The 26,031-nt window shown below is 42.5% G+C and carries 24 protein-coding genes and 1 tRNA gene; 12 read left to right on the top strand and 13 right to left on the bottom strand.

All coding sequences use genetic code 11. The features are described 5' to 3' along the window. Positions 1–35: 35 nt before the first annotated feature. The 6 genes from CFH81_07985 to CFH81_07960 all read right to left on the bottom strand — a co-directional run bounded on the left by CFH81_07985 (position 36) and on the right by CFH81_07960 (position 4,655). Positions 36–821: a hypothetical protein gene (locus CFH81_07985; GenBank protein DAB40134.1), complete on the bottom strand. Its 786-nt coding sequence runs from the start codon at positions 819–821 to the stop codon at positions 36–38. Positions 822–950: 129 nt separating this feature from the next. Further along, positions 951–1,307: a hypothetical protein gene (locus tag CFH81_07980; GenBank protein DAB40133.1), complete on the bottom strand. Its 357-nt coding sequence runs from the start codon at positions 1,305–1,307 to the stop codon at positions 951–953. Then, on the bottom strand, positions 1,295–2,455 hold the full coding sequence (locus tag CFH81_07975) for a hypothetical protein (protein DAB40132.1): 1,161 nt from the start codon (positions 2,453–2,455) through the stop codon (positions 1,295–1,297). The genes CFH81_07980 and CFH81_07975 overlap by 13 nt, the downstream gene beginning before the upstream one ends. Next, positions 2,442–3,110 carry a two-component system response regulator gene (locus tag CFH81_07970; protein ID DAB40131.1) on the bottom strand — a complete coding sequence of 223 codons (669 nt, stop codon included), beginning with the start codon at positions 3,108–3,110 and terminating at the stop codon, positions 2,442–2,444. The genes CFH81_07975 and CFH81_07970 overlap by 14 nt, the downstream gene beginning before the upstream one ends. A gap of 50 nt (positions 3,111–3,160) precedes the next feature. After that, positions 3,161–4,000: a two-component sensor histidine kinase gene (locus tag CFH81_07965; GenBank protein DAB40130.1), complete on the bottom strand. Its 840-nt coding sequence runs from the start codon at positions 3,998–4,000 to the stop codon at positions 3,161–3,163. Beyond that, a complete protein-coding gene (locus CFH81_07960) occupies positions 3,993–4,655 on the bottom strand; it encodes a two-component system response regulator (GenBank protein DAB40129.1) in 663 nt (220 codons plus the stop codon). Before CFH81_07960 ends, CFH81_07965 begins: the two co-directional genes overlap by 8 nt. A 222-nt stretch (positions 4,656–4,877) precedes the next feature. Between CFH81_07960 and CFH81_07955 the strand changes: the two genes are divergently transcribed. Then, positions 4,878–5,534 carry a hypothetical protein gene (locus CFH81_07955; protein ID DAB40128.1) on the top strand — a complete coding sequence of 219 codons (657 nt, stop codon included), beginning with the start codon at positions 4,878–4,880 and terminating at the stop codon, positions 5,532–5,534. 46 nt (positions 5,535–5,580) lie between these two features. Here the strand turns inward: CFH81_07955 and CFH81_07950 are convergent, their stop codons facing one another. The 3 genes from CFH81_07950 to CFH81_07940 form a co-directional block, all read right to left on the bottom strand. Further along, positions 5,581–6,324, bottom strand: a complete 744-nt coding sequence (locus CFH81_07950) for a 3-oxoacyl-[acyl-carrier-protein] reductase (protein ID DAB40127.1) — start codon at positions 6,322–6,324, stop codon at positions 5,581–5,583. Positions 6,325–6,375: 51 nt separating this feature from the next. After that, positions 6,376–6,729 carry a hypothetical protein gene (locus CFH81_07945; GenBank protein ID DAB40126.1) on the bottom strand — a complete coding sequence of 118 codons (354 nt, stop codon included), beginning with the start codon at positions 6,727–6,729 and terminating at the stop codon, positions 6,376–6,378. A 138-nt stretch (positions 6,730–6,867) separates the two neighbouring features. Continuing rightward, positions 6,868–8,349, bottom strand: a complete 1,482-nt coding sequence (locus tag CFH81_07940; GenBank protein ID DAB40125.1) for a phosphoglycerate mutase (2,3-diphosphoglycerate-independent) — start codon at positions 8,347–8,349, stop codon at positions 6,868–6,870. 161 nt (positions 8,350–8,510) lie between these two features. Here CFH81_07940 and CFH81_07935 point away from each other — a divergent pair, with 161 nt between their 5' ends. From CFH81_07935 to tilS, 11 genes are all read left to right on the top strand, one after another. Next, a complete protein-coding gene (locus CFH81_07935; protein DAB40124.1) occupies positions 8,511–9,569 on the top strand; it encodes a phospho-N-acetylmuramoyl-pentapeptide-transferase in 1,059 nt (352 codons plus the stop codon). A gap of 12 nt (positions 9,570–9,581) precedes the next feature. Beyond that, positions 9,582–10,874, top strand: coding sequence for a UDP-N-acetylmuramoyl-L-alanine--D-glutamate ligase (locus tag CFH81_07930; protein ID DAB40123.1), 1,293 nt, complete (start codon positions 9,582–9,584; stop codon positions 10,872–10,874). Positions 10,875–11,218: 344 nt separating this feature from the next. Beyond that, positions 11,219–14,311, top strand: coding sequence for a hypothetical protein (locus tag CFH81_07925; GenBank protein ID DAB40122.1), 3,093 nt, complete (start codon positions 11,219–11,221; stop codon positions 14,309–14,311). A 13-nt stretch (positions 14,312–14,324) separates the two neighbouring features. Then, positions 14,325–14,999 (top strand): hypothetical protein, encoded by a 675-nt coding sequence (locus tag CFH81_07920; protein DAB40121.1) that lies wholly within the window; start codon positions 14,325–14,327, stop codon positions 14,997–14,999. A gap of 399 nt (positions 15,000–15,398) precedes the next feature. Continuing rightward, positions 15,399–15,474, top strand: a tRNA-Phe gene (locus CFH81_07915). Between the two features lie 129 nt (positions 15,475–15,603). Further along, positions 15,604–16,770, top strand: a complete 1,167-nt coding sequence (locus CFH81_07910) for a sodium:proton antiporter (protein DAB40120.1) — start codon at positions 15,604–15,606, stop codon at positions 16,768–16,770. Between the two features lie 298 nt (positions 16,771–17,068). Beyond that, entirely contained in the window at positions 17,069–18,361 is a 1,293-nt protein-coding gene (locus tag CFH81_07905) for a hypothetical protein (GenBank protein DAB40119.1), read from the top strand. A 167-nt stretch (positions 18,362–18,528) separates the two neighbouring features. Next, complete coding sequence (locus CFH81_07900; GenBank protein DAB40118.1) at positions 18,529–19,722, top strand: hypothetical protein; 1,194 nt, start codon at positions 18,529–18,531, stop codon at positions 19,720–19,722. Positions 19,723–19,893: 171 nt separating this feature from the next. After that, entirely contained in the window at positions 19,894–21,225 is a 1,332-nt protein-coding gene (rimO, locus tag CFH81_07895) for a 30S ribosomal protein S12 methylthiotransferase RimO (GenBank protein ID DAB40117.1), read from the top strand. A 19-nt stretch (positions 21,226–21,244) separates the two neighbouring features. Beyond that, positions 21,245–21,598, top strand: coding sequence for a four helix bundle protein (locus CFH81_07890; GenBank protein ID DAB40116.1), 354 nt, complete (start codon positions 21,245–21,247; stop codon positions 21,596–21,598). Next, a complete protein-coding gene (tilS, locus tag CFH81_07885; protein DAB40115.1) occupies positions 21,595–22,590 on the top strand; it encodes a tRNA lysidine(34) synthetase TilS in 996 nt (331 codons plus the stop codon). Before CFH81_07890 ends, tilS begins: the two co-directional genes overlap by 4 nt. Positions 22,591–22,899: 309 nt before the next feature. On the opposite strand, the gene CFH81_07880 is transcribed toward tilS, so the two are convergent. From CFH81_07880 to CFH81_07865, 4 genes are read right to left on the bottom strand one after another with little or no spacing between them, the layout of a single operon-like run. After that, positions 22,900–23,733 (bottom strand): integrase, encoded by an 834-nt coding sequence (locus CFH81_07880; GenBank protein ID DAB40114.1) that lies wholly within the window; start codon positions 23,731–23,733, stop codon positions 22,900–22,902. A 9-nt stretch (positions 23,734–23,742) separates the two neighbouring features. After that, a complete protein-coding gene (locus CFH81_07875) occupies positions 23,743–24,363 on the bottom strand; it encodes a hypothetical protein (GenBank protein ID DAB40113.1) in 621 nt (206 codons plus the stop codon). A gap of 3 nt (positions 24,364–24,366) precedes the next feature. Then, the gene (locus CFH81_07870) at positions 24,367–25,665 is read right to left on the bottom strand and encodes a tRNA (N6-isopentenyl adenosine(37)-C2)-methylthiotransferase MiaB (GenBank protein ID DAB40112.1); all 1,299 of its coding nucleotides are present in this window, start codon (positions 25,663–25,665) and stop codon (positions 24,367–24,369) included. A 15-nt stretch (positions 25,666–25,680) separates the two neighbouring features. Further along, the gene (locus tag CFH81_07865; protein ID DAB40111.1) at positions 25,681–25,920 is read right to left on the bottom strand and encodes a hypothetical protein; all 240 of its coding nucleotides are present in this window, start codon (positions 25,918–25,920) and stop codon (positions 25,681–25,683) included. Positions 25,921–26,031 lie beyond the last annotated feature (111 nt).

Genomic DNA, 26,031 nt, shown 5'->3' with positions numbered 1-26,031 from the left:
TTATTTTTACTTCCCAGGAGGATAATATTTTTTTGTTAATTTTGTGTTAAACGATATTCCAACATGAGATTTACCGTCATCGGAAAAGACAGGGCTCGACCCACCGTACTGACAGGAAAAGCTTTCTCGATGGCCTGGCGTGCCGAAGCATGGAAGAATTTTGAGCCGCTTAGTTTGATATTGGAAACATGGCCATTGGCCAGGATGGTGAATTCGGCTGCTACTTTGCCTTGCATTCCTCTTCGCTTGGCAATAACCGGATAACTTTTATGGCGATTTATCTTTTGTCTTACGGCTGCAAGAAAAGCATTTTTGTCGGCAACTTTGTCTTTTTGGGCTGTACCTTTTTTTACCAATGCTTGAGTCGGCGCGCCCTTGGGTGATGGCATCTTCTTTGCAGCAGGTTTTGGAGGGATATGTTTTTTAATCTTTTTTTTGACCGGCTCTTTCTTTTTTTCAGGCTTAGGGGCAGGTTTGGGCTTAACTGCTTCAGGCACTATGACAGGCTTCTCTTCAACAACAGGTTCTTCTTTTGGCGTCTCTTCAACAACAGGTTCTTCTTGTGGCTTTTCCTCGACAACCGGCTCTTCTTCTATGGCAGGTTCTTCGGGTATTTCTTCAACGGGCTCTTCTTTTGGCGTCTCTTCGACAGGAGCATCAGACGGGGGAACAAACTCGCTCAGGCACATGCATATCGTGTTGTCTGCGGCTTTTTGTTCCTCTATCAATAAGGTATCGCGCAATATAAAGTAGGAACCAAACAGCCCAAGGTAAACGAGCGTCGTGATAAAAAATGAAATAAAATATCTATGTTCTACCACAAAAAACTTTTTTCCTTCTGTTTGTTATTTATTTAAAGGGGAGGTGAAGTATGTCACCAAAATGTTAATTTAGTGTTAACAGCTTCTCTTTTTGCTGATGCATTGTATCGCACTGATATGAAACTATTATTAGAGCGCAAGCTTTTTCTTTATATCAAACATATCCAGATACAGTTCCACGTCTTTGATCAGTCTTTCCTCGTCAATATTTTGTTTTTCTTTCATGGGAAATTTTAGAAAAAATTGGGACGGCATAATGGAGTGTTCTTTTTGGGGATTTTTTAAATACGCAACCATGGCTTCTTTGATGCGTGCATGTGTGCTATAGATAGAAAGATAGCGGCGGTAGACCATTTCATTGGGAATCTGCTGCTTTTGATGACATTGTAAGCACTCCTGCTGAAGCTGCTTTGTATCGAGCTGAATGCTGTCTTCTGATGATGCGAACGTATACATCAAAATAAAAATTCCTATTAGTTTGCCCATCTTACCTCCACCTCTGTTCCTTTTTGCACTTTCGATTTGATAGACAACACAAATTGATAACTATTGACCACCTGATTGACAATATCCAAGCCGATACCAAATCCTCCTTCGCTGTCGTTAGCACGCCTAAAGCGGTGTAAAATATTTTCCATATCTTTTTCCTTTATGCCTATACCTTCATCTGCAACGCGGAAATACTCCTTTGTAAGAGAAACATGAAGCAAACTTTTGGTTTTGTTGTATTTGATTGCATTGGAGATAAGATTATCTGCCAGGCGAACCAGATCATTGCGATCCATCTCCAGCACCACTCCGGGATCAATATCCAGGCGTAGGATTAACCCTTTGGCCTCTATCATCGAAGAAAAGAAAACTAAGCGTTCACGTATTGCACCGGAAACATCCACGCATTCAATACAGCGATGGTAGTGATGATTGAGATTGAGATACGTCAGGTCATCATAGATACGGCTCAATGTTTTTGATGCGATCTCAATGCGCCGAAGTTCATTGCTTTGTTCACATTTTCCAAAAGTTTCAAGCATCTCTATATTGGTCAAAATTGTACTGATAGGCGTATTGAGCTCATGGGTCGTGTCTTGAATAAACCGGTTCATTTGCTTAATGGAATCCCGCATCGGCGCGACAAAAAGTTTTCCCAAAAAATAACCCAGCAATCCAAAAAATACTCCTGCCCCCAGCATAAACCACACCATCGTTTCTTGAAGTTTGACAATAGGTTTCATATCCAACGTTTTTGAAACAAGCAAAAAAGCTGCTCCCAAAAAATAAGGTTCAACTTTATCCAGATAGTACAATTGCGTTTCATCTTGCATATAGCTCGATTCATTCATCAAATGCACCCCTTTGAGGTCTCCGAATATATAGTGTTTGTCCACATCATAAATCGATGAAACAAAAGGAGGATGCACCGGATAAAACAGCTTGGGATCGGAACTTTCGTGAAGCTTATGCAGCTGTGTTTTTATCTGCTGCGCTTCGTATTTGAGCGTATTTCTTTGCTGATCGATCAATTGATGTTTTTGATGCTGATAAAAGATCCACAAAGCCAAAGAAAAAAGCAAAAACGTTGATCCGAGATAGATCAGCAAAAAACGGATAAGACTCTTTTTTTCACTCTTTAACAAAGCGATATCCTACGTGCTTCACTGTTTCAATTTTTTCTTTCCCGACAATTATCCGAAGTGTTTTGATGTAGGTGCGAAGACTGCCGTGACTCGGCTCTTCGCCATACTCCCACAAAGCTTCAAATAGGGTTTCATAGGTCAACAACTCAGAAGGTCTTTCCAGAAACAACACAAGAAGTTTTATCTCTTTTGCTTTAAGGGGGATTTTTTTATTGCCTTGCAGCAAAAGGTTTTCTTTGATATCAAAACACAGTCCTTCTCTCAAAGCAATCCTTTGGTCGTGTGTTCCATAGCGACGCTTGATCAAAGATTCTATTCTGACAAGAAGCTCCTTGAGCGCAAAAGGCTTGCGGATATAATCATCGCATCCCATAGCAAATCCCCGGGTTACATCTTCTACGCTGTTAAGCGAAGTAATAAAGATGGCAGGAGTCTGAATTTTCCTGTTTCGAAGATCATGAAGAAAATCAAAACCGTTTTGATGGGGCACCTTGACATCAAGCAGCATCAAATCGATGTGTTTTTCATATACAAGCTCCCCTGCCTGAAGCGCATCATAAGCACAAAGTACTTCATAGTCGTGATAAAGAAGAAACTGCTTCACTGTTCCACTGAGCTGATGATCGTCCTCCAGGAGTAAAATAGTTTTTTTCATTTTATTCCTTTTTGTTTTCCGCAACGCCTATCATACTAAATAAAAATGAATCATACGTGAACCATTTTGGCTAAATTTAAAATAATCTTTGTGCCTTTTTCTTTTTGAGAATGCACCTGTATGCCTATGCCCTCCGCATCGCAATAGGCTTTTACCAATGCCAAACCTATCCCCTCTCCTTCTTGCTGCTTGTCTCCTTGATAATACCGCTCAAACACTCTCACCAATTGCGTTTCATCCATGCCCATTCCCTCATCTGCAATAACAAGCGTTTTTTCTGTCAAAGTCAGTCTGATGGGTTTTGTTTTGGGAGAATACTTCATGGCATTGATCAAGAGATTGTCTATCATTTTTTCAAATCCTATTTTATCAACATAGATGCTGCAGGCTTCGAGTTGCATCTCGAAAGGATTTCTCTCAAAAGCTTCAAAAATATCCACCCGCTCTTGCAATAACTGCTCCAGAGCTACCCTCTCTTTGGCGATAGGATGCAGTTCTTTTTTAATGCCGTAAACCAATTCTTTGTAAAGCCTTTCAAGCCTATGCGAAGCGGCTTCAATTCTCTCAATACGCTTTATAGATTTTTCATCTTCGGTATGTTTTTTCAACAATGCCGTATTGGCGATGATGGTAGAAAGAGGAAGATTTAATTCATGAACAACCTCATTGATCAGCTCAGAAAGATTTGTGTCAATACTTGCTTGGGGCGCAAGCAAATGAGAGGACAAAATATGTCCCACTCCCCAGCCCAATACCACTACCACTCCGCCGATGATCAAAAAATTTTCTTCGTTAAACCCGCTCTCCCGCATAAAAAAATAGATCAAAGCCAAACAACAGACAACGCTTAAAACATATACCGATGTCGCTATCCATATTTTCTTATACATTCTCCGCCCTGAACTGATATCCGATACCGCGTATATTTAAAATTGCATAGGGGAAATATTTTTTAAGCTGTGTTATATAAACCCGCAAAGCACCCTCGCTTGGCATTTGATCTGCCGACCAAAGCCGGTCTTTGATCCTCTCAATCGTTACCACTTCGCCTTTGGACTCAAAAAGAAGCACTAAAAGCTCGACAGCTTTTTGCGTTATATCAACAGCTTTGCCGTTTAAACATAATTTTTTTGCAACCGTATCAAGCTCAAACTCTCCTAAAATGATCCTGCTGTGTCTTGTCTGACGGCGCAGCAATGCCTCGATACGAAATAGCAACTCCTCCAAATCGATCGGTTTCTTCATATAGTCGTCTGCCCCTGCCCTGTACCCCTGAGCAAGCGAGTCTTTATCTTCTCGCGAGGTCAAAAAAATAGCCGGCGTCATATCTTTGCTTTCTCTTAATTTTTCCAAAAGGTCAAAACCGCTCTCATAGGGCAGATTGACATCAAAAAGGTAAATATCGTATTTAAATTTATACGTAAAATCCAAAGCACTGTAGGGATCCAATGCGCAATCGATAATGAATCCCTCTTCTTCTAAAAAATCCTGGAGCGTTTCGTTGAATAATCTATCGTCTTCAAGTACCAAAAGTCGTATGGACATCCTTCTCCTTTTCAAAAAACATAAAAAACCATTATACCTAAAATTCATAATCGGTTCTTTTATTTCATTTAAAACATAGTGGCCGCTTCAAAGACAGAAGTGCGCTATCAATGCCGCATAAACCAAAAAAGATACTCATACACCGGGGGAAAATGAGACAAAACCTCAAATGATTTAGTTATAATCTCACAAAAACAAAAGAATCGATTCGGGAGTTTCTGCATGCTGCAACATATATTTTCCAAACAAAGCGAAGGCCGTATTTTGGCTGCAGGCCTTTTGCTTCTTGTGGCACTTTTACTGCTTTTGGCATTCTACGCCGTCGTCAATCCTAAAGATTTCAATATACTTCTGAGTATGACCGCATCGAATATTCTTTTTGGAAGGATGAGCGGACTCTCTATAGGTATTGCCTTTCAGATGGATACCTTCTGGCTTGTTATGTTTAATCTTTTTATTGAAACCATTATGGTTTTAATCTTTTATCCTCTTTTTGTCATGAGCTGGGAAAGCCTCCATGTGGTTTCTTATGCGCCTCTTAAGGACTTTTTGCAGCGTTCCCAAGAAAGCGCCCAAAAGTACCAGCCGCTCATCAAAAAATACGGCATTGTCGGGCTTGTATTGTTTGTGCTTTTTCCTTTAACGATGACAGGCCCCGTCGTAGGAAGTTTTGTAGGTTATCTGATGGGACTGAGACACTCAACCACGATTCTTGTTGTTATTTTTAGTACTTTGATTGCCATTGTATTATGGACCTATTTGATTAAAAATTTTGAGGCAACGCTCATCGTCTATAGCGACACACTTATAACAGTGCTTTCTGCCGCAGCCGTCATTTTTTTAGTGTGGTACTTTGCAAAAAGAAGATTTTTATCTTAGCGGTTTCCTGTGCATACAGACAAATTAATACGTAGACACATGAGGTCTACATATACATTCCCCCGTTCACCTTCAAAGTTTCTCCCGTGATATAAGAAGCATGATCAGAAAGTAAAAAAGCTACAGCCTCGGCGACCTCTTTAGGCTCACCAAATCTTCCCAAAGGAATCTTGGCAGTAAATGCCTCTTTGATTTCATCCTTGAGTACTTCGGTCATCTCTGTGGCAATAAACCCCGGAGTAATGGTGTTGTATCTGATATTTCTAGGGGCTGCTTCTATAGCAAAACTTTTGGTCATTGCGATCGTTCCGCCTTTGCTGGCTGCATAATTTGTCTGCCCTGCATTTCCGGTCTCACCCACAATCGAAGCGATATTTACTACCGATCCGAAACGTTTTTTCCCCATCACTTTGAGCGCTTCACGGCATCCGATAAAAGTTGATTTGAGGTTGGCTTCGATCACAGACATAAACTCTTCTGCTTTCATGCGCATGGCCAGTTTATCATTGGTGATCCCTGCATTATTTACTAGATACGAAAGTTCACCGTCCGTTTGCGTGATATGTTTTACAGCATCCACAAACGCCTCTTCATCGCTCACATCAAATCCGATCACTTCTGCTCTGCCGCCCATAGATTCTATCCGGGATTTGACTGCATTTGCCTGAGCTTCCCCGCTTCTATAATTGATCCAAACTTTAAGTCCCATTTGAGCCAGCGTTTGCGCAATCTGTGCCCCGATACCTCTGCTGGCACCTGTTATCAATACATTTGAACCTGAAAATTTCATCTTTACCCTTTTTTTAATTTTTACTCTGCTGCTATTGTAACATGTGCATTTTTAGCTTTTAGATGAGTTGCATACAAAAAGCCTGTTTTTTATATCTTCAAAAATTTCATAATCCTGAGGAGTTATTTTATCCGAGTAGATGACATGATTGAGCTGCTCCAAAAGATGAAACTTCGAAAGCTTATCTTCACAAAGAGCCTGATTGATGATCTTTATATGCGCATCCAGATCATACGGCTCATTGACTATCCTTCGAAGAAACGCCTCGGCTTCTTCAGGACTACACTTAAAGTCCTGCCCCATAATTTCGCAAAAAAGCGGTGCCATCTTTTCTACATCTCTGTGATCTACCTTAATGATGTGGGCCAGCAAAGTCCCCACGGATTCTTTTATCTTTCTTTCCATTCCCTTTTCTCCTTTTGCATTCATCCCGTCCAAACATTTTATACGATTATCCGCTTTATTTTGGGCTCTATCTGTGAGAGCAAAAAATGCGGCTTTTGATTTTTTATAGTACTATGAAATAAAAATTTAGTCAATGTATTAAATTAACGGCTCATCCATCTCCCGGGGTATCTCAAGCCCCATAATTTTAAGCACCGCAGGGGCTACATTGTTCAGGCCGCACCCTTCTTTGACCTTCTCTATGCCGTTAGCCAGCACAAAACACCACACTTCGCCTACGGTATGGTTGGTAAGGATATGTCCTTCTTTGTCACACATCTCCTCGCAGTTTCCGTGGTCGCTGGTCAAAACAATAGCATACCTATCCTCTTTGGCTTTAGCAATAATCTTTCCAAGCTCAGTATCTACCGCATGCACTGCTTGGCGTGCTGCTTCATAGTTGCCTGTATGGCCTACCATATCACCATTGGCAAAATTGACAATAATCAGATCATATCCTTCATCCATCGCCGTAACAACAGCATCCCCTACTTCCGGGGCAGACATCTGAGGCTGCATATCATACGTTTTCACATCCGGACTGGGGATAAGCACCCTACTCTCTCCTATCATGGGTGTTTCTATCCCGCCGTTCATAAAAAAGGTGACATGGGCATATTTTTCGGTTTCTGCAACATGAAGCTGAGTCAATCCTGCACGGCTTATTGCTTCGGCTAATGTATTTTTGGGAGACTCTTTGGGAAAAAGCACCGGATAGGCAAATGTGGCATCATATTGGGTCATGGTAGCAATGTGCAACGGGATATACCGCCGCTCGAACTTGTCAAATGTTTTTTCTCCCAACGCCGTAACAATCTCTCTTGCTCTGTCTGAGCGAAAATTGGTAAAAATAACGCTGTCGCCTTCTTGCATCCCCTCATATCCGGCAAAAGCAGCAGGTTCTATAAACTCATCAGTCTCTTTTTTGGCGTAGCTTGCATCTACATACGCCCGGGGCGCCAAAGAACTCTTTGGCGCAGCCTGGGCGATCGCTCTGTATCCTTTTTCTATCCTCTCCCAGCGATTGTCTCTGTCCATCGCAAAAAAACGCCCGCCGATTGTGGCTACCGAGATATCCTCATCGCAAACAGACTCTATCTGCTCTATGTAAATTTTTGCAGAAACAGGGCTTACATCTCTGCCGTCAGTGATCAGATGCAAAAAGACTTTTTTCCCTCTTGCCTTAGCAAGCTTTGCCAGCCCGATCGTATGCTCTATATGCGAATGCACCCCTCCGTCGCTTAAAAGCCCTACAAGGTGAACCCTGCCGCTTTTTGCCAACGTTTCATTGAGAGCTTCATTGCGCTCTATGCTCCCATCGTCCAAAGCCAAAGAGATTTTGACCAGATCTTGATAGAGTATTCTTCCTGCACCTATCGTCATGTGTCCGACCTCAGAGTTTCCCATCTGTCCCACCGGTAACCCCACGCTCAGTCCATGCGTAGAAATCAGCGCTTTGGGCGCTGTTTCAAAAAGCATATCATACGTCGGTTTTACCGCATCTGCAAACGCATTGCATGCACTGTGCGGTTTCCATCCTATGCCGTCCGTGATGATCAAAACTGTTTTTTGTCCCTGCATATTCATCCTTTTGTATTCTTTGTTTCAATTAAACTTTTTTCGCTGCAGCGCCAATCTAACCTGTTTATGTAAATACTGCATAAGATATAAGCTCGAATACTCAAAATTTATTGAAATAATAGTAAAATAACCTTTCCTAAATCTTTAATGAAAGAAATGCGATGCTGTTTGAACTTTCACAACTTTTAACTATCAATCTTTTCGGATACATCTCCGTACGTGCAGGTTTTGCATTTTTTTTCGCTTTTGTACTTACGATTTTTGCCATTCCTCGCTATCTCGCCTGGGCTGCCTCCAAAAAAGCCAATCAACCCATTAGCAAATACGTCCCCGCCCATGAAGGCAAAAAACATACCCCTACCATGGGGGGCGCTGTTTTTATCATCGCGACCCTGATCGCCACTTTGCTTTCAGCCAAACTTTCCAATCTTTACGTCTGGGGCGGGATTGTAACGCTTTTGGGGTTTGGGTTGGTCGGATTCAAAGACGATATCGGCAAAGTACTCTCAGGCAACAATCTCGAAGGACTCACGCCCAAAGGTAAAATGGCTCTGTTGGTTCTTATTGCCGTTTTGGTTGCGGGATTGCTTTTGTATGCAGGTTTTCCTACAGAATTTTATGTTCCTTTTTTCAAAACACCTCTTTTTGATCTTGGTTATTTTATGGTTTTATTTTGGGTACTTGTTTTTTTGGCCACTACCAATGCGGTCAACCTCACCGACGGACTGGACGGGCTGGCTACCGTACCCTCGGTGATTGCGCTTGCCTCTTTGGGAATGATCCTCTATGTGACAGGTCATGCCATCTTTAGCGGCTATCTTCTCGTGCCCAATATCAAAGGCGTCGGAGAGATGACCATCATGGCCGCAGCGCTTGCAGGAGGATTGCTTGGATTTTTATGGTACAACTGCTATCCTGCCGAAGTGTTCATGGGAGATACGGGCAGTTTGGCGATCGGCGGTTTTTTGGCCTATCTTGCGATACTGGGCAAAAGCGAGGTACTGCTTCTGCTTATAGGGTTTATCTTTGTCATCGAAACAGTCTCTGTGATTTTACAGGTGGGAAGCTACAAGCTCCGCAAAGAGCGTATCTTTCTGATGGCACCCATACACCACCATTTTGAACTCAAAAAGTGGGCGGAAAACAAGATCATTGTCCGTTTTTGGATGATCTCTTTTCTGGCCAACCTGCTGGCGCTCATCTCATTTAAGTTTAGATAAACGGAGTTTTTCATGAAACCGACACTTTTCGGATACGGACTGACCACCAAGGCGATCGCCCATGCTTTAGGCGGAGAATGCACCTTTTTCGACGACAACGTCAAAGAGCCTTACACGGACGAAGAGGGAAACCGCCTCTTTCCTTCGCATCTCTTTGACCCTGAAGCAAGTATGCTTGAAGTGACCACTCCCAGCCTCAAACCGACCCATCCGCTCATCCAAAACGCCAAACATCTGCTCAGCGAGTATGACTACTTTCTTGGCAACGAGGAGTTGGCAATGAGCAATGAGCAACCGACAAAACGCCCAAACTCTCATTCCTCATTACTCTCTACTCATTACTCATTTGAAGGGCAAAAGCCTTTCACTATTTGGATCAGCGGCACTAACGGCAAAACTACCACCACGCAAATGCTCACGCATCTCTTGAAAGACAGGGGCGCCGTAAGCGGCGGCAATATCGGCACACCCTTGGCGGCGCTCAGCCCTGATGCGCCGATCTGGGTGCTTGAAACCAGTTCTTTTACCCTCCATCACACCCATAGCGCTTCTCCCGACATCTACCTTTTGCTGCCCATCACGCCTGACCATCTGGACTGGCACGGCACCCCGCAGCAGTATGAAGCAGACAAACTCAAACCGCTTTTGACGATGAAAGAAGGGGAGCTTGCGCTGGTTCCCAAAGGGCTGCATCTGCCCAAAACAAACGCCTATGTAGTGGAGTATGACTCGAACGAATTTTTGGGAGAGTACTTCAGCCTTGACGGTTCAAAAGTACGTTTCAAAGCGGCTTTTCTTCAAGATGCGCTTTTGGCCCTTGCTGTGACCAAAGTGCTCTTTGACGAAGCAGACTATGAACTGATGAACGCTTTTGTGCTGGATGCCCACAGGCAAGAAGAGTTCAAAGATGCCCGCGGCAGACTTTGGGTCAACGACTCCAAAGCCACCAACCTCGATGCAACGATCCAGGCACTCAAAGGCTATGCGGACAAACCCATCCACCTCATTATAGGCGGGGATGACAAGGGCGTAGATCTTGCGCCGCTTTTTGAAAGCATGAGAGCACTTCATATTACACTCTACATCATAGGATCCAACCAAGAAAAACTTCTCGCTCTTGCCAAAACCTACGGCATCAATGCAACCAACACACAAACGATCGACAAAGCCGTTGAAGCGATAGACAAAGTACACACCCGCGAAAGCATCGCCCTGCTCTCTCCCTCTGCAGCGAGTCTCGATCAGTTTACTTCCTACAAACACCGAGGCGAAACGTTTATGCAGCTGGTGAAAGCGCTGGCATAGAGGCCGGCCGGCCGAATACTCTCAAAAGTTTAGTTAGCTGATTTATTTTTTTCTGGATATTAAAATATTTCATCAAAAAAAATGATAGATATTTATTACTATTTCAAAAATATCAACCATTTTTGAGATACTTTATCATTTTATAATGCTATGAGGTATTTTTATGTTAGAATAAAAAGGCATAGTTTATTTTAACAATAAACAAGATGGCGGAATGGGTGGAGAGAGGAAGGGTTGAGAAATTTCATTTCCAAAATTCCCTTTAAAATGCATCCTAGATTAATGCGCGGGCTGCTTTAAAAAACGCTCAGAACATTAAAACATATTAATTCAAAGGAGATAAAATGGGACTGATGAAATCATTAGCCGCTGCAAGTATATTGCTGCTTACCGATCTTACCGCAGCAACTATTTCAGGAAATGTCTATTGCGATCTAAATGAAAATGGCATGCAGGACAGCGGAGAGGTTTGTACCACGGAAGCGGTTTGGGTCAAATTGCTATACCCTTCGGGTAAAATAGAAGTAACACAACCGGCACATCCTTCGGGAGAATTTTCATTTAATTTACAAAATTATACAGGAACATTCACGCTGTTTGTCGACAACAATACAGACCTTAAAGATGCTGAACCGACACCGCCTGCCAATATGAAATTTGGAATACCGGCAACCGGAAGCTATGAAAATATTGTGATAGAGGATCCCGATGATGTCATTGAGCCAAAATCGTTTGGACTCGTCCCTGATCCTGCATGTGATTGCGACAGCAGAGACGGCAATATGACCATCAGTGCGATCTCCATAGACGGAGACATGAGCGATTGGGCCGGTGTACTTCCTGATGCTGACAACGGAAGTTGTGATTCAGGATGTCAAGGAGATTATGACATCAACAAAACAATAACCGGCGAAATTCAATCCACCGGAAGAAATATCGTCCGATTTAGCTGGACCGGAGAAGAAGATTCTGACGGTTATGTCTATGGCTACACTCAGCGTGTAGGTTCAACCAGCAATACGCAAACCTTTCTTTTCTATAAAGACGGGGATGCTGATGGTTTGATGGAAAGTGGTGATATTGCTCTAGTTGCAGGATGGCAAGGCAATACCGGAACAGTAGAGATGGAAATCTGTGATTATGTGCCTGCTGACGCAGCAGGTGACCCGATGGTATGGCAAGACTCTGATGTCGGAACTCCCCTTCTTTATCCCGGCGGAACAACTGTTCCTGAATCATGGGTAGGCAGTGCGGATGGCTATACGATAGCCGGGGGATTAACAAACTGTCGTACATCACCCGATCTTATCGGAAAAGGCAGCGCAGACGGCGCCCAAATGGAGTGGCGCGTAAAATGGAGTACCGTCGGCATGTCGCCGTTTGAACGGATTACTTACCATATCAGCACCACGAACGCTGAAATAAACGACAATGTCCCTCCGGATCAGATCGATGACAATATGGGGAACTGCCCGCTGATGGCTGCTCCGATTATCGATCTAGATATCAACAAAACGGTGAGTGATTCTACTCCTGCAATCGGAAGCGAGATCACCTACACGGTGACCGTTACAAACAATGGCGACAGTACCTCCGGAGTCGTCGTCAATGATACACTGCCAGAAGGCGTGACATATGAAGGCTTTAGAGGAGAGGATTGGGACTGTGAATACAATGCGACTTCAAGGACGCTAAGCTGCGCCTATGAAAGTTTATTTGCCGGCGGCGCAAGCAGCAGTTTTGACGTTTTTGCTTTTGTGGAAAATGATCCGAATCTAGTGGGAGATACACTTGCAAACAATGCGTGCGTAAACTCGGATGACAATATGACGCTCAACGAGTGTGATGAGGCAACCATCATCCCGCGAAGTCCGGATGCCGGAATATGGATCCACAAAACAGTTAGCGATGCAAGACCAAGTGAAGGAGATACGATCGTCTACACTATAAACATTGCTAACAATGGAGCAGATACGGCAACTGATATCAATGTAACAGATATGTTGCCAAGCGGTACTGTTTATGTAAGCTCTTCTGCATCAGCAGGAAGCTATGATTCAACAACTCATGTATGGTCAATCCCTACACTTGCAGGCGGCGCTGAGGCAGAACTCAATATCACAGCCACCATCAGCGCAGACCAGGCAGGAAATACGATCTCAAACGAAGCATGTGCAGTGAGCGATCAAAACAGTACCCCGGTGTGTGACGATGTCAATCTTACCGTTCGTCAAGCGATCCTCGAGATAGAAAAAGTTGCCAGTACTCCTTTCCCTGCCGAAGGCGATAGTGTTATTTATGCCATCACCCTCACCAATACCGGAGACGGCAATGCAACCGATATCAACATAACCGATGAGTTGCCCGATGGTGTTGCATATAATGATTACAACGGAACGGATTGGACTTGCAGTGGGGATCCGCTATCTTGTACCTATAGCGGTATTTTAGAGCCTGGCGATTCTGCAACGGTAGAAATCAATGTGACGATAGTTGCCGGTGTTGCCGGAGAAACGATCACCAATACTGCCTGCATAGAAGGCACCGAGATATGCGACGATGAAAACATTACCGTGCTGGACGATCTTGATCTCTCTGTCACCAAAGAGGTCAACAATACAACACCGACAGAAGGTGAAACGATTAAGTACACCATCACGGTAACCAATCACGGGCCAATTGTTGCAACAGGTGTTGAAATTTCAGAAGATACCTACTTGATTGATGCTATTGCAAGTGACTTGCAATTTGACCCCCAAACAGGAAGTATGGATGGTGATGAAACTTGGAATGTCGGAAATCTTGACGTAAATGAGACAGCTACGCTCTATGTAACTGCAACCATTAATACGGGGACTGCCGGCGAAACCTATACCAACAGGGTTGGACTTACAGCTTTGGATCAGCACGATACAAATCTTACCAACAACTATGCTGAAGCAACTATTGCCATTTCAGCTCTTTCGCAAACGGCACATATCGGTGATTATGTGTGGTACGATGACAACTATAACGGTATCCAGGATGCCGAGGAAGAAGGCGTAGAAGGACTTACTGTGACGCTTTTGGATGCAAACGGCACAGTCGTAGCAACAATGCTCACCGACGCAAACGGCAGCTATGGATTTGACGTGGAGCCAGGAATATACAGCATAAGATTCTCAGGATTGCCTGAAAACTACATCTTCACAAAAACCAATATGGGCAGCGATGATGCGGTTGATTCTGATGCAGACAGCGGCGGTATGATATCGTCTGTCAGTGTCGAATCAGGTGAGGTTGACAACACCCTTGATACAGGGATCTACTGTACCTGCTATGATGTAAAAAGCGACGGTTCTCCGGCACTTAACCATATTTCAGCAGGATTAATGATACTGATAACGCTTATGCTTGGCCTTTTCTTTGTAAGAAGAGAAGAGCTTAACCAAAGATAAGGAGGGAGCAAAAATGAAAAAAGCAATACAAACCATAACCCTTAGCGCAGTTGTCGCGACAAGCACTCTGTTTGGCGGCGGGGACATTGTTCCTGCCGAAGAGGTGATTGTGCCCATACCCGTGCACATTGATCCCAATCCTTTCTATCTGGGGCTCGGCATCCTCTGGGCCGGAGTAAGTAGCGACTGCATCTGTCTTACGCCCACAGGTGAGGTACATGACCGCGCACGAGCGGAAGATTCGAGCTGGGGCGGCATCATCAGAGCAGGATACGATTTCAATCAGTACTTCGGTATCGAAGCACGAGCGCTCACAACAAATCTCAGCAGCGACTTTTATGACGTGGAACATTACGGCATCTTCCTAAAACCGATGATGCCCATCGGTGATCGAATGAATGTCTATGGTTTGCTTGGCTATGGTCATACCGAGATCGATGCAGACTGCGGTACCTTCCATGAAACATTTAAACATGACGGTTTGAGCTACGGGATAGGTCTTGAGTATGACCTCTCAAGCCGTGATGCCGACAAAGAAGAAGGCGAATACGACAGATCTTTCGATGGCCACGGCGATCAGGAAAAAGGCTGGGGTCTTTTTGTAGATTATCAAAACTTGATGCATGATGAAGGCCCAAGGGACTACAGAGCAAATATTGTCAGCTTTGGTATTACGTACGACTTCTAATGCAAGGCTTATTGCGGGTCAAGCCCGAAATGACGTGAAGAAGGGGCGAAATGCGGTATCTTCGTCATCCTCGGGCTTGCCCCGGGGATCCATACCGTGCCATCCTCGACTCCGATCGGGGATCCATAACGTCAAAGGAGCCTGTGAATTCTCCTTCGACGGTGTAAAAGCACATCGCCTTCAGTTCCAAACCTACAAAGTCCTTGTGCTTGCACTCTCTGTGAGAAAGCAGTTTGACTTTGCTTAACGCTTTTCATCTGCACAGGAATGACGTGCAGTGTGGTCATCTTGAATCAGGTTCAGGATCTCAACGCATTGATTTTTATTCTTCAAATTATTTTTAAGCAATATATAAGTTTAAAAAGCTATAATTTCATCCACTTCACGTATAAAATAAATGGCTCGATAGCTCAGTCGGTAGAGCAAAGGATTGAAAATCCTTGTGTCGGGGGTTCGATTCCCTCTCGCGCCACCACTTAAATATAATCCTAAAATATTTCTTTCAATCCAAACGAAATCAGCAACTATCCCATTCGTACTTTACGGGCTGCCCCTTTAAGAGTTGTTTGGCTACAATACATCTTATTTGATTTGTAAGGTTCCTATGCAAAATTTGACTTTTTTATCACAAATTGCACTTCTCATTGTCGTTGCACCCATTTTTGCAAGAACATTTAAGATTTCTGTGGCCGTAATTGAGATTATCCTGGGTACATTGGTTGTTTGGGCAGGCTTCATTGAAGCGGACAATGAAATTTTTAAAACTATTGCCAAGATCGGGTTTTTTTACCTGATGTTTTTGGCAGGACTTGAGATCAATATCAAAAAGTTTGTCAGCTTCAAAGATAAATTTATCAAAAACGTTTTGCTCTATTTTGGTTGCTTGTACGGTATCTCCTTTTTGCTTTACTTTGTATTGGGGCTCAATCCTGTCTATATTGTGGCTATTCCCATCGTCTCCTTGGGAATGATTATGGCACTGATCAATGAACACGGGAAGACCCATAAATGGCTGGAACTCTCTTTGATTATCGGAGTGATCGGGGAACTGATCAGCATCTCCGCTTTGGTTATCTTTGATGCGATTGTAGCGCATGGAATCAGTATGGAGTTTTATAAAAATATCGGTATTTTGATACTGATACTGGCGGTCTCTTTTTACCTCTTTCGGGCGTTACGCCTTTTGCTGTGGTGGTTTCCTGAGCTTCGAAAAATCATCATGCCCGAAATTGACAACATGAGCCAGGATATCCGTGTATCTATGGCGCTCTTTTTTATCCTTATTGCCGTAATGCAGTATCTAGGTATCGATATGGTGTTAGGAGCATTTATCGCCGGAGTATTTATTGCCAACTTCTTTGCTCATAAAGTAGAGTTGCCCCATACGCTGCATACGGTGGGCTTTGGATTTTTGGTGCCGCTTTTTTTCATCTACGTGGGTACCACGCTTGATCTTAAAGTTTTGTTCACCAAAGAGATTGTCACGACTGCGGGGTTGATTGTCTTAGCGATGGTCTCTGCAAGATTGATAAGTTCTTTGGTTGCCTACTATAAATACTTAGGCTTCAGAGATACCGTCCTGTTTAGTTTTGGCGATTCAATGCCACTGACATTTTTGATTGCGATTGCTACCATAGCGGTCAACAACAACGCTATCAGCCTTAATGAATACTATGCTTTTGTCTTGGCGGCGATGATAGAAGTGGTTTTTATCATGATACTTATTCAATTCATCATGGCAAAAATCAAACCAAAACCAACCAAATCCTAGCCGTTTTGGTTTTTTGGGCCAAACCTGATCAAGCACATGTCTTCCTTTTTCAATCTATTTCATAAAACTTCACGAAAATATGTATCTAAAACCTTAAAAAATGGTCGGCTTTCCTTAAACACAATCAATTATGGGGCAATTTATATATCTATTTTGCTCTGCTGCCTATGAAAAAAGTGCCGTATTTACGGGGCTGAAAGGTCTTGATTAACGATCTGTTAATTTTTTATTAATTTTGTTGACATTGTTTAATATTATGTGTTATACTTTGGCTGTATTCAAAATCAAGGAGATTACAATGAAAAAAACATTATTACTTTCAGTAGTAGCGTCGACAATGATTATGGCGGGCGGGGATATCGCTCCAGTTGAGCCAGTAGTAGAAACTCCGGCTCCGGCAGTGTCTGGCTGGGAATTCTCAGGACAAGCAGCACTTTATTATCAAACACATGATGCGTTTGGCTATAGCGATCTTTTCGATCAAGATTCTTCAGCAGCTAACGCAGGTCTTCAATTAAGAGCAGTAAATGCTGATCTTTACAACGGCATCGGTGCAGGTGTAGAAGTAAGCGGTTTGGCAACTTTTGACCTTGAAAACAGCGTAGTAAGTGATGTAATGCAAGGATTTGGTACGGACGACCTTGATGGCGGATGGATTTCTCAAATGTATTTGACATACGGATTTGACAATACATCATTCAAACTAGGCCGTCAAGAGCTTCCAAAAGCGCTTTCGCCGTTTGCTTTCTCTGAAGAGTGGAACGTATTTAAAAACACATACGATGCACTGCTTGTTGTAAACAGTGATATTTCTAACACAACATTGGTAGGTGCATGGGTAAGAAGTGCAAACCAAAACGGTTACGGATTGGGTGCTATGAATGGGTTTAATCCAAGCTTTAATTTCCAAGCTGGTATGCCTCCAATATTGGGTACACCTGCATCTGATATGAACTCATTTGAAGAGATCAACGGTGATCACGGTGTGTTTATGCTAACAGCACAAAACAAATCGATCGAAAACTTGACTTTGACAGGTTCATGGTACTATTCAAATGAATTCCTTACAAATGACGATCTTAACATCCTATGGGGTGACGCGCAGTACAACTTTATGCAAAACTACACTCTAGGATTGCAAGGTGGTACGGTAATGCATGATGCATTTGAAACTTTTAACAGTGGTGACGATACGGTGGCATTCGGTGCAATGATCGGCGGGAAATACGATATCTTCCATGGCGCGCTTGCATTCTCATCTGTTGATGATGGCGGATTTGGCGTATTTAACGTAGGCGGACAGCAAACAGCGCTTTACACACAAATGATGTTTAATGAGCGTGCAATCGCATTTGACAGTGATACTTTCATGGTAAAAGTAGGTGCGGATGTATTTGGCGGTAAAGTATGTGCAGCATACGGCATGTCAGATATGGGAATGGGTGACTACAACGAGTTTGATCTTTCTTACTCTGCGAAAGTGACTGACAGCATTGATCTTACTGCAGCGTATGCTTTCATGGATGCAGATGTTGAAGATTTTGATGACACTAACAATGTTATCCGTGTAATCGGAAGATACAACTTCTAAGAATTACTTCTTACTTAGAGTTCAGGCTTTTTTGCCTGGCTCTATCCTCTCTTTTTTCTTATTGAACCCTCTGAATAACTTAAAATCTAAATGTTGCATCATTTTTTGTTTATTTTAAACAACAAAATATGATATAATTTGTATATTTCAAACAACAAAGGTTTCCAATGAATATAGAAGGACTATTTGAAAAGTATTTAAAAATTTCCAAACTCCAAACATATCATTATAAAAGATATTTTTATCACAAAATAGATTTTTCTGAAAAAATGGTCGGTATAATCGGCGCTAGAGGCACAGGAAAAACAACATCGATTCTGCAATACTTAAATAGTCTTGACATACCGCTTGAAAAAAAACTCTATTTTAGCGCTGACAGCATAGCGCTGAGCAATATCAGGCTTTATGACATTGCGGATACATTTAGCAAAAGCGGCGGCGCGGTTTTGGCGATCGACGAGATACATAAATATAAAAATTACGAGATTGATCTAAAAGAGATATATGATTTTTTGGATTTAAAAGTGATATTTAGCGGTTCTTCTGCAATGCAGATAGAACACAAAAAAGCTGATCTAAGCAGACGAGCGGTTTTATATAGAGTTCAGGGACTTTCTTTTAGAGAATTTTTGGAGCTAAAACTGGGTATGAGTTTTGAAAGTTTTCCGCTTGATGAGATATTGGAAAATCATGTAGCTATTACACATGATATATTAAAAGAAATAAAACCGTTTGAGCATCTGGAAGAATACATCAAGAGCGGATACTATCCGTATTATTTTGCAAATCAAAATACTTATGGACTTAAACTTGAAGAGACGATCAATGCCGTCATAGAAAGCGACTTGCCTATCATTTTCAATATCGAACCGCAACATATACAAAAACTCAAGCAACTGATAAGCCTTATATGCATATCAAAACCTTATCAATTAAATATTAGCGAGCTATCTTCAAGAATCGGCATAAACAGAACAACGCTCTATCAATATATAGAATACCTTAGCTTGGGAAATATATTTTATGCTGTCAAATCAAAAGGAAAAAGCAATAATATTTTTACAAAACCGAATAAACTCTATTTAAACAATACCAATTTAAACAACTATTATTGTGATAGTTTAGATATCGGAACAATGCGAGAACAGTTTTTTGCAACACAAGCTAGGGTGAACCATAGATTAAGTTATCCGCAAAAAGGAGATTTTTTGATAGATGATCAGTATATATTTGAAATTGGAGGGAAAAATAAATCATTTAGCCAGATAAAAGACATGCCAAATTCTTTTGTTGCAGCTGATGATATAGAAGTCGGTTTTGGCAATAAAATACCGCTTTGGTTATTTGGATTTTTGTATTGATTATGAGTGTGTGCATGAGGGGGTAAAAATGAGCGACATCATCGTTTCCTGATATTATGTTATAATGCCAAAAATAAAGAAGTTGCTATGCAGACGATCTATCATGCAGACACAGAAGAGTTGAAGATATGATCATCATCACCTGCAAATATCACTACAAGTAGAAAAATCATGAAAAATAAAAAACTACACCTTGTCAGCCTTGGCTGCACCAAAAACCTGGTCGACAGCGAAGTAATGCTGGGACGCCTCAAGTCCTACGAGATCACTGATGACAGCACGCAAGCCGATGTCATCATCGTCAACACCTGCGGGTTTATCGATGCGGCCAAAGAAGAGAGCATCAACACAGTGCTTACCTTGCATGAAGAGCGAAAAGAAGGTTCGCTTCTTGTGATGAGCGGCTGTCTGAGCGAGCGCTACAAAGAGGAACTGCAAGCACAGATGCCTGAGATCGACATCTTCACGGGTGTGGGAGACTATGAAAAAATAGACGGGATCATCGCCTCAAAACGCAGCACCTTCTCTCCTGAAGTTTACCTTGCCAACGAAAACTCAAACCGCGTCATTACAGGTTCGAGCTACCATGCCTACATCAAGATCGCCGAAGGATGCAACCAGCAGTGCTCCTTTTGTGCGATCCCAAGCTTCAAAGGCAAACTGCACTCCAGAACGCTTGCTTCTATCCAAAAAGAGGTCCGCAATCTGGTGTCTGAAGGGTTTTACGACTTTTCTTTTATCTCTCAAGACAGCTCAAGCTACGGAAGAGACATGGGATTGCAAGACGGGCTTGTTGACCTTATTTGTGCCATAGAGGCGATTGAAGGGGTAAAGTCTGCGCGCATTCTCTACCTCTATCCGAGCACAACGACATTGAAGCTCATTGATGCGATTGCCGACTCTAAAGTTTTTCAAACGTACTATGATATGCCCATCCAGCATATCGATGACGGTGTGCTTAAAACGATGAAAAGAGGTTTCGGCGAACAAAAGACTATCGAATTGCTTAACTACATGAAAAGCAAACCGGACGCCTTTATCCGCACCTCCGTCATCGCAGGCCATCCCGGAGAGAGTAAAGAAGCCTTTAAAAAGCTTTGTGTATTTATGGAGGAGTTTGGTTTTGACCGGTTTAACACCTTTGCCTACTCAAACGAAGAGACGACCCCGGCATACACGATGGAACAGCTTCCCCAAGAGGTTATAGAACAACGGACACAAATCCTTGGAGAGATCGCCAAGCGATCTACCCTCAACTCCCTTGAAAAAATGCTAGGCAAAACCGTCACTGTCGCAATAGACGGAGAAAGTGAGGAACATGAGTATCTGCTGAGTGCCAGGCCGCTTGCCTGGGCGGTAGATATCGATGGAGAAATCCTTATCAATGATACTTCCGATCTGTCTGTAGAGTATGGCAAAATGTATGAAGCGCGCATTACAGAGCTGGCAGGGAGCCAATTGCTGGCAACACTTGTGAGTGAGCAACTAGCAGTGAGCAACTAGCAGTTAAGAACGGATTCGCATGGAAGATAAAAGTATTTTACGCAATAAAAGTTTTCAGTTTGCTCTTCGTATCATTAAGTTATCAAAATATTTACAGGAAGAGCATAAGGAGTATATCCTTTCAAAGCAAATATTGCGCAGCGGAACTTCTATCGGTGCTTTAGTTAGAGAAGCTCAATATACTCAATCGAAAGCAGATTTTTTACATAAATTGATGATTGCTCTTAAAGAGGCAAATGAAACTGAGTATTGGCTGCTTCTTCTTTTTGAATCAAAGTATATTGATGAAAAGATGTTCAATAGTATTGATCCAGATATTAAGGAACTGCTTAAACTTCTTATATCCAGTACAAAAACAGTAAAAAAACAATGAAACCAAAACTGTTCACTGCTCACTGTTCACTGCTCACTGACAAAAAGAATCTCCTGGCTTTCTCTGCCGGGGTTGATTCTTCAGCTCTTTTTTTTCTGCTGCTAGAAAACAATATCCCTTTTGATATCGCTATCGTCAACTACGGCACAAGGAAAAACAGCGGCAAAGAAGAAGCGCACGCCAAAGCCTTGGCCGTAAAATATAACCTTGTATGCCATAGCATCAAAGCCCCCTCTTTTACCAGCCATTTTGAAGCTAATGCGCGTAAATTCCGGTATGCATTTTTCGATCGCATCATCGAACAGCACCGCTATGAGACGCTCCTGATGGCGCACCAGCTCAACGATCAGCTTGAATGGCTGCTTATGCGGCTCACCAAAGGGGCGGGAGTATGCGAACTCGTAGGCCTCGAACCTCTCAGCCAAAGAAAAAACTACACGATTGTTCGTCCGCTGCTTAGCCATACCAAAGAAGAACTGCTTGATTATCTTCATGCACACGGCCATCCTTATTTTGTAGATGAGAGCAATACCGATGAAAGATACGAACGAAATTATTTTAGACAGCGCTTCGCCGACCCTTTGATAGCCAGATACCACAAAGGTATCAAGCGCAGTTTTGACTATCTAAGGCAAGATAAAAGAAAAATGCAAGAGGATTTTACAGTACTTTTCTCAGACAGAGAACTCAAAGTCCTCCGCCTGCACGCCTCCTCAGCCAAGGCTAGAGCGGCCGATCTGATTCTCAAGGAACGAGGATATCTTCTCTCGGCGGCACAACGCAATGAAATAGAAAAAGAATCTTCGCTTGTTGTCGGAGGACAATGGGCCGTGGAATTTCAAAACGATCTGCTTTTTATCGCCCCTTATAAAATTATCTACATGCCAAAAAAATTCAAAGAAGCATGCAGAATTGCAAAGATTCCTTCCAAAATACGCGCCTATCTTTTTGAAGCCGGTATCAACCCTTCATTATTTATTTCTAATTTCTAACGCCAATTCCAACTTACTTACTCTTCACTATTGTTTTGACTCCGTTATCCTGATACTGAAACAAGTTCAGCATGACGGAGTCAGAATCTCAACCAATCACAGCGAATTTTAAGGGATTTTGGATGCCTGCCTGAAAATCCCCCCCTGGGGTGCAAGTCCGAAATGCCGTGAAGAGGCAGGAATACGATATCTTCGTCATCCTCGGGCTTTACCCGGGGATCCATAACGTCAAAGGAGCCTGGGGATTCCTGCCTGCACAGGAATGACGTGTCGCTCCTCGCCACTCGCCAATTTCTAATTACCAATTCCTCATTCTTCACTCTTTGCCAAAGGGTGTGCTTTCATATACTCTTGCATCTTCTTTGCTGAACCCAATTTGGTATAGACCTGCGTGGTAGCCATCGTAGCATGTCCAAGCAATTGGCTGACATCGGCTATTCTTGCGCCTTCATTGAGCAAATGCGTTGCAAAGGAATGCCGAAGCTGATGAGGGGTGGCTTTAATCCCTGAAGCTTTAAACAAATTGGTCAACTTATAGCGCAATTGCGCACTGTTCATGGGCGCATTTCCTTTTTCAAACAAATATTTTTTTGGCATTTTTTCGTCTGTGTACTGCTTAATAAGTTGTTGCAGTACATTCAAAAGAGGCAATTCGCGTACTTTGTTTCCTTTCCCGTGTATCTGAACCCATCCTCTCTTGATCTCTTCAAGTTTCAAATGGGAAAGCTCAGAGATACGAAGTCCCAAACCATACAGCATTGAAACAAGCAATTTTTCCTCTAAATTTGCTTTGCTCAAGACTTCCTCTATATAGGTTGCCTCAATAGGCTTTGGAAGGCTATGGGGAACCTTTATAGACTCATCCGCGATAAGTTTTATCACCAGATGTTCTTGCTCTTGCAGGTATCGTACAAAAGAACGCACGGCTGAAAGTTTTTTTACAATGGTTTTTTTGTTATTTTTGACTATCTTAAATCGAAAAGAAGTAATATCTAAAATCATTACCCCCTCTTCTTGATAAAAATGGCTGGCCTCTTGCATCTGTCTTAATGCCACTTCGTACGTGATGATTGACGTCTCACTGTACCCTCTCACCTCAAAAAGATAAGAGAGAAACGATTCAATTTTATGTATTAAATCCATCACCTGCTCTTATGTAATTGCATGCGCAAGCATCCGTTGCTGCAGATACTCTCTGGCTTCATCCAACTCCATACCTTCAAGGCTCAATGATTGCAAATAAAAGGTGATCTTGCAAAAAGGTTTTGGGATGATAAACTTATCCCAACTGTTTAGCTGCCAGTAGCTGCTTGGATGATAATTGATAATTACCAGGGGCACATTGGCTTTGCGTGCCAAAGCAAGCGCCCCGTCACTCACTTTATAACGCGGACCCCTCGGACCATCAGGAGTCACCAGTAGATCGCTTCCTCTCTTTAGGGCACGAAACGCTTCAAGCAGCACCTGTTTTGCACCTTTGCTGCTTGATCCCCTCAAAGATCCGATAGCAAAAAACACCATCACTCTTGCGATCATCTCTCCGTCAAAATGTCTCGAAATGATTGCAAAGGAGCGTTGGTGTTTATGAAAATATCTATAGGCCTGGGGCGACATAAGCAGTTCGCCATGCCAACATACTGCTACGCATTGTTCTTGCGTAATCTCCCCTTCGATATCAAATGATTTTTTGGAGGTATACCAAAAAAATCTCGCCAGTATGTATCCCACTACAGGAAATATTGCCTTGGCTATAGCTCTTGCCGCGGATTTCATATCCTAGACTATCTCGCCGTCCAATGCGGCTCTGGAAGTATGGGTGATCTTTACATTTCTGATTTGGCCCAAAAGCTCTTCGCTTCCTTTGACAAAAATAAGTTTTCCGTCATCACTGCGCCCTGAAATTCTGCCTCCAGGTTTAAGTTCGTCAAAATAGACTCGATGCATTTTACCCAACTGACTGTCCATCATTTCAGAAAGCATTTCCATATGCCTCTCTTGCAGCCTGGTGAGCCTTTTTGAAGCTGCTTCAGCTTCTATCTGATTATCAAAAAGAGCTGCTTTGGTATGGGGGCGAGGAGAGTACCTGAAGGAAAAAACCTGTTCAAATTTCACTTTTTCAAGCACATCCATCGTGTCTTCAAAATCCGCATCGCTTTCACCGGGGAAACCTACAATAATATCTGTTGAAATGGTTGCCTCGGGGCACAATGTACGAATTTTTTCACACCGGTTCAAAAACCACTCTTTGGTATAGCCTCTTTTCATTGATTTGAGCAATGAGCTGGAACCGCTTTGAAGCGGTACGTGAATCTGTTTGCATATTTTTGGATTATAGGCGAACTCTTCAAGAAATGCATCATCCATATGCAAAGGATGGGGCGAAGTAAATCGGATACGTTCCAAACCCTCTATCTTGGATATTTTTTGCAGCAGCTGCGTAAAATCACACGGCTCATCAGAGGTACTGAAATTTTTGCCATAATCGTTGACGTTCTGCCCTAGCAGCATCACCTCTTTGGCACCTGAAGCCACAGCTTTGGTAATTTCCTGGATGATCAAATAAGGGGGTATAGAGATCTCCTCTCCCCTGGTAGCAGGCACGATACAAAAAGTACACGATTTATTGCACCCGATGGAGATGTTAACCAGTGCCTTAAAAGGGTTGGTTCTGTATTCTCCAAATTCATAGGTGCTCTCATCATGATCAATGCTAACCTCAACCGCATGCTTCTTATCAACCACCTCATTGATCTTAGAAACATTTCTCGCACCCAGTACAAAATCTACACTTGGTGCGCGCTTGATGATCTCATCTCCAAGATGCGATGCAGTACATCCGGTTACTCCTATTTTTGCGGAGGGTTTTTTATGCTTATTAAATACCCCTATTTCTGAAAATAGTTTCGCTACGGGCTTTTCTCTTACGCTGCATGTATTGATGATGATAAGGTCAGCGTCTTCTATTTTATCAGTAAGCCCATAAGGTTCTTTTTGATTGAGTTGCGCGATCATATGTTCACTGTCACGCACATTCATTGCGCAACCCAGAGTTTCTATAAATAATTTTTTACTCAAAAAGTCTCTTTTGTATTAAGCTATGATGTGTACTTCATAGATGTATTCATTCTCATCTAGTCCATATTTTACTTCACGCATATAAACACTATAGCCTTTCTCTTCAAAATATTCAATTACCGCCTTAAGCTCTTTATGGGAATTGTCTTTATCGAAATAAAATATAGACTTGTCTGCTAGTTCTTCTTCTATTTTTGTAATCTCAACGATCTTTGGTTTTGCCTTAAGTGTTGTTCTAGCGAGTTTAAGTTTCATCTATATTCCTTTTGTGCGTGATTATAATTGATTTATTATACTTTATTTTCCGTAAAGGTTGCATGAGCTATAATTATAATCTTCAAAAAAACTACTTCCCAGACGTTCTTA

Origin of the sequence: Sulfurovum sp. UBA12169 (assembly GCA_002742845.1) — a bacterium.
Taxonomy (GTDB): domain Bacteria; phylum Campylobacterota; class Campylobacteria; order Campylobacterales; family Sulfurovaceae; genus Sulfurovum.
The sequence above is the reverse complement of the archived record's forward strand: the minus strand, read 5'-3'. Positions and strand labels throughout refer to the sequence as shown.

Bases quoted from the DNA above. Each gene is read 5' to 3' on its own strand.
- CFH81_07980 (DAB40133.1), bottom strand. From the start codon at position 1,307: ATGGGCAAACTAATAGGAATTTTTATTTTGATGTATACGTTCGCATCA.
- CFH81_07970 (DAB40131.1), bottom strand. From the start codon at position 3,110: ATGAAAAAAACTATTTTACTCCTGGAGGACGATCATCAGCTCAGTGGA.
- CFH81_07965 (DAB40130.1), bottom strand. From the start codon at position 4,000: ATGTATAAGAAAATATGGATAGCGACATCGGTATATGTTTTAAGCGTT.
- CFH81_07960 (DAB40129.1), bottom strand. From the start codon at position 4,655: ATGTCCATACGACTTTTGGTACTTGAAGACGATAGATTATTCAACGAA.
- CFH81_07955 (DAB40128.1), top strand. From the start codon at position 4,878: ATGCTGCAACATATATTTTCCAAACAAAGCGAAGGCCGTATTTTGGCT.
- CFH81_07950 (DAB40127.1), bottom strand. From the start codon at position 6,324: ATGAAATTTTCAGGTTCAAATGTATTGATAACAGGTGCCAGCAGAGGT.
- CFH81_07945 (DAB40126.1), bottom strand. From the start codon at position 6,729: ATGGAAAGAAAGATAAAAGAATCCGTGGGGACTTTGCTGGCCCACATC.
- CFH81_07940 (DAB40125.1), bottom strand. From the start codon at position 8,349: ATGCAGGGACAAAAAACAGTTTTGATCATCACGGACGGCATAGGATGG.
- CFH81_07935 (DAB40124.1), top strand. From the start codon at position 8,511: ATGCTGTTTGAACTTTCACAACTTTTAACTATCAATCTTTTCGGATAC.
- CFH81_07930 (DAB40123.1), top strand. From the start codon at position 9,582: ATGAAACCGACACTTTTCGGATACGGACTGACCACCAAGGCGATCGCC.
- CFH81_07925 (DAB40122.1), top strand. From the start codon at position 11,219: ATGGGACTGATGAAATCATTAGCCGCTGCAAGTATATTGCTGCTTACC.
- CFH81_07920 (DAB40121.1), top strand. From the start codon at position 14,325: ATGAAAAAAGCAATACAAACCATAACCCTTAGCGCAGTTGTCGCGACA.
- CFH81_07910 (DAB40120.1), top strand. From the start codon at position 15,604: ATGCAAAATTTGACTTTTTTATCACAAATTGCACTTCTCATTGTCGTT.
- CFH81_07905 (DAB40119.1), top strand. From the start codon at position 17,069: ATGAAAAAAACATTATTACTTTCAGTAGTAGCGTCGACAATGATTATG.
- CFH81_07900 (DAB40118.1), top strand. From the start codon at position 18,529: ATGAATATAGAAGGACTATTTGAAAAGTATTTAAAAATTTCCAAACTC.
- rimO (DAB40117.1), top strand. From the start codon at position 19,894: ATGAAAAATAAAAAACTACACCTTGTCAGCCTTGGCTGCACCAAAAAC.
- CFH81_07890 (DAB40116.1), top strand. From the start codon at position 21,245: ATGGAAGATAAAAGTATTTTACGCAATAAAAGTTTTCAGTTTGCTCTT.
- tilS (DAB40115.1), top strand. From the start codon at position 21,595: ATGAAACCAAAACTGTTCACTGCTCACTGTTCACTGCTCACTGACAAA.
- CFH81_07880 (DAB40114.1), bottom strand. From the start codon at position 23,733: ATGGATTTAATACATAAAATTGAATCGTTTCTCTCTTATCTTTTTGAG.
- CFH81_07875 (DAB40113.1), bottom strand. From the start codon at position 24,363: ATGAAATCCGCGGCAAGAGCTATAGCCAAGGCAATATTTCCTGTAGTG.
- CFH81_07865 (DAB40111.1), bottom strand. From the start codon at position 25,920: ATGAAACTTAAACTCGCTAGAACAACACTTAAGGCAAAACCAAAGATC.